This is a genomic window from SAR324 cluster bacterium (assembly GCA_015232315.1).
Classification (GTDB): Bacteria; SAR324; SAR324; order SAR324; family NAC60-12; genus JADFZZ01.
The window spans coordinates 1-3,582 of record JADFZZ010000050.1 but is presented as its reverse complement, the minus strand read 5'-3'; the positions used below and the strand labels follow the sequence as shown (position 1 = coordinate 3,582).

At 47.4% G+C, this 3,582-nt stretch carries 3 protein-coding genes; all 3 read right to left on the bottom strand.

Annotated features, from left to right (window positions below; all coding sequences use genetic code 11):
• Positions 1–1,393 (bottom strand): hypothetical protein (locus tag HQM11_20105; protein ID MBF0353341.1); only part of this gene is annotated, 1,393 nt, incomplete at its 3' end.
• Positions 1,394–1,423: 30 nt separating this feature from the next.
• Positions 1,424–1,897 (bottom strand): purine-binding chemotaxis protein CheW, encoded by a 474-nt coding sequence (locus HQM11_20100; protein ID MBF0353340.1) that lies wholly within the window; start codon positions 1,895–1,897, stop codon positions 1,424–1,426.
• Positions 1,887–3,368 carry a chemotaxis protein CheW gene (locus HQM11_20095; protein MBF0353339.1) on the bottom strand — a complete coding sequence of 494 codons (1,482 nt, stop codon included), beginning with the start codon at positions 3,366–3,368 and terminating at the stop codon, positions 1,887–1,889. Before HQM11_20095 ends, HQM11_20100 begins: the two co-directional genes overlap by 11 nt.
• Positions 3,369–3,582 lie beyond the last annotated feature (214 nt).

The following is a 3,582-nucleotide window of genomic DNA, read 5'->3' as shown; positions in this document are numbered from 1 at the left end:
CGTCAGCCACTACCGCAAAACCTTTCCCTTGGTCACCGGCACGGGCGGCTTCAATGGCGGCATTGGTGGCCAGCATTTTGGTCTGATGCGTGATTTCATTGATCACCTCAATGATGTCAGTGATTTTTTCACTGCCTTCCCGAATCTCCCGCATTGCTCCGGCGATGGCGCCCATGGACTGCACGCCATTTTCCGCGGCGTTTTTGGCAGACGCTGATAACTCCGCCGCACTGTGTGAGTTGTCCGCAGTGGCTTTCACCATCTCCACAACCTGCCTCATCAGTTCCGTGGTGGATGAAGCGTTTGCCACATTTTCCTTGGTCTGGATCGAAATTTCTTCCATGGAACTGGAGGTTTCCTCCAAACTGGCCGCCTGCTGACTGGCCCCGGAGGACAGCATCTGGGAACTCGACGCGATTTCTTCTGACGCCGATGCCAGATTATTGGCAGAGGTGGAAAGATCCTGTACCATTTTTTTCAACAAACCATTGACCATCCGGACAAAAACAACCGCTAAAGTAATGCCGAAAAAGACGCTCAACACGCTACCAATCAAAAGCATGGACATGGTCCGATGCGCGGAATCTGATATAACCGCCACGAGTTCTCTGGTTGAATCTTCTTCCAGTTTCAGGGTTTCCTCCACCAGTTTCATGGTCTCATCGAGCACTTTGAAGGCTTGCTCCCTGAACTGGTTTCGTTCTTCATTCGCTGTGACAAACTGGTTAAACGCGGTCTTCAGCGTAGCCAGTTCAGTGATCTGGTTTTTCAGAACAGGATGGGTGCTGATCTTTTGTTCCAGTTGTGCCAGACGCTCATGATATTTTTGCGCATCCACAGGGTTTTCCCGTTCCTTAAAGTTTCTTTCAGATCTTCGCAGTTCAAGATAATCAATCATCATGTCTGAACTGTTTTTCGTCTCAGCTAAACGATCCTCAACTTTTTGACTGTGGTCTCTTAAAATACCCAGCAAGCCATCTTTTTCAGTCAGTCCGATTTTTTGCTCAAGAGCTACTTCAGCCAGTATCAGCGTTTGCCAATGATCCACACTGTTGTCAATAATTTTCAAATTCTTTATGCTCTGAGAGATAGTGGAAATTTTTGACATTTGATCCACGGAATTCTTCAGAAGCTGCAGTTCCTGTTTAAACAACTCGATGATCCGCATGTCCTTCGACAACCTGAAATTAAAAATTTTGCTACGCAGTTCCAGCATATCCTTGTGAATATGGATCGCAGTTTTTTCAACCGCGACCTCATTCATAACATCCAGTTCATAGTCGTTATTGATGTTATACAGCATCCAGGATGAAACACCCCCAAGCAGTAGCATCATTAGGACCAGAAGACTGAAGCCAAGGGATAGTTTTTTACCAATGGTTAAATTAGCCATAGTTACTCCTTGTTTAGAAAAGAATGGTTATTATTTATGAATCTGACGCAGGTCTTCGTTGGACAGAATCGTTTCCATGTTGAGGACAATCACAATTCTTGATTCAAGTTTAACCATGCCGGTAATGAATTCCGCATGGATATTGGAGCCAAGTTCCGGTGTGTGTTCAAAATCATCAGGTTCCACGGTGAGCACACCCACCAGCAGATCGACGATGACACCGGTCAGTTTCCCCTGCATGTCCACCACGACAATGCAGTTTTCCTTACCGGGTTCAATCTGCGGCATCCCGAACTTGGAACGTAGATCGATGACCGGAATGATCTTTCCGCGAAGATTGATCACCCCTTTCATGAACGATGGGGTCTGAGGCACAGGGTCAATGCGCATCAACCCCACAACCTCACGGGCTTGCAGAATTTGAATTCCATATTCCTGATTTCCCAGTTGGAATGTCAAAAGTTTGCCCCCTGATTTTTCAAACAGTTCATTTTCATGACTCATGGTGTTTCTCCTTGTCAGAATGTTCAATCAATTGTTCGGGGGATATGATCAGACCGATATGGCCATCTCCCAGAATGGTGCCGCCTGTTATGGCAGGCAGATGTTGAAAGCGTTCGCCCAGAGATTTGATCACAATTTGCTGACGGTGCAGGACTTCATCCACCAGCACGCCGATTTTACGGTATTCCTGCCTGATGACCACCATGATTCCTTTGGCCGGATCCAGAATTTCGGTCGGAATTTCATAAAACTCATACAGGCGTAAAATCGGGATGATTTCGTGATCGAGCACAAAACATTGGGCGGCCTGTCCGTGAATTTCCTGCAATGAGCTGTTTTCGGGGGTAACGGTGCACAAAATTTCAAGCAGGGGAAACACAAACTGATAGTCACCGACCCTGGTGACCAACCCTTCGATGATGGAGGTGCTCAAGGGCAGTTTGATCTGAAACGAAGTTCCTTTCCCTGTCACACTCTGGATAGAAATTTTGCCACGGAGTTTGCCGATGTCCTGGCGCACCACATCCATTCCAACCCCTCGTCCTGAAACATCCGTAACAGCGTCCGCTGTTGAAAAACCGGGATGAAAAATCAACTGGTCAATCTGAGCGTCGGACAAGTCTACGCCGTCCTTGACCAAACCATTTTCAAGGGCTTTTTTGAGAATTTTCTGCCGATTCAACCCGTTGCCGTCATCTCTGATTTCGATCATCACCGAATCGCCCAGATGGCGGGCAATCAAGAACAGAGTGCCCTGTGGATTTTTACCGGCTGTTGTTCTGATTTGTGAGGATTCCAGGCCATGATCAATCGCATTACGAACCAGGTGCATGAGCGGCGAATAGATGCCATCTATCACGGTTTTATCGACCAGTGTGTCTTCGCCTTCACGCACCAGATTCACGACTTTTCCACATTTCAAACTGAGATCTCTGACCTGGCGTGACAATTTGGAAAACACATGACTGACAGGAAACATCCGCATCCCCAGCACCCGATCACGCATTTGTTCGGTGATATGATTCATCTGGTTCAACCGTTCTGCGATTTCACGTTCCCTCTGTTCAACTGTCCCGGTTTGTTGTGACATCAAAGAAAGTTCCACCACCATTTCACCAATCAATTCTGACAATTCATCCATACTGATTGAAGGGACCTTGACCATGTCCAGCATTGCAGACGGTGTGGCGGCGGGGCTTCCCATCTGTTGGAGCGTCTGTTCTACAAGCTGTTTCGAAACAGCGCCCTGCTCCACCAGAATCTGTCCCAACGGACGTTGCTGTTCTTCCAACGCTGATTCAATCTGTTCCGGTGTGACGGCACCGGATTCTATCAGCATGTCACCGATACGTTTGGGCGCTTTGGCTGTTGATGAGGGTGGCTTGCCGGCTGAGGAACCGGATTGGAAGGCCTGTTTCGGTTCCTCAGCAAGAACATCTCTAAGACGGCTGAAAATTCTGATGACATTCACCGGTTGGGGCTTTTCCCCCCTTAGAAGTGTTTTGAGCTGGTCCAGCAGAGTACGAATCGTGTCAGTGGCCTGAATTATGATCTGAATATTCTCGGGTTTTCTAAAAAAATTTCTTTGACAATTTAAAGCACTGGCACGGTTTATGCGCTAGGCGGCTTTTTCCAAAGAGAGCTCATCAACTGGTTCTAAATTGACCAATTCAGAGGAACATTTT

Coding starts and splice junctions, on each gene's coding strand:
- HQM11_20100 (MBF0353340.1), bottom strand. CDS start 1,897: ATGAGTCATGAAAATGAACTGTTTGAAAAATCAGGGGGCAAACTTTTG.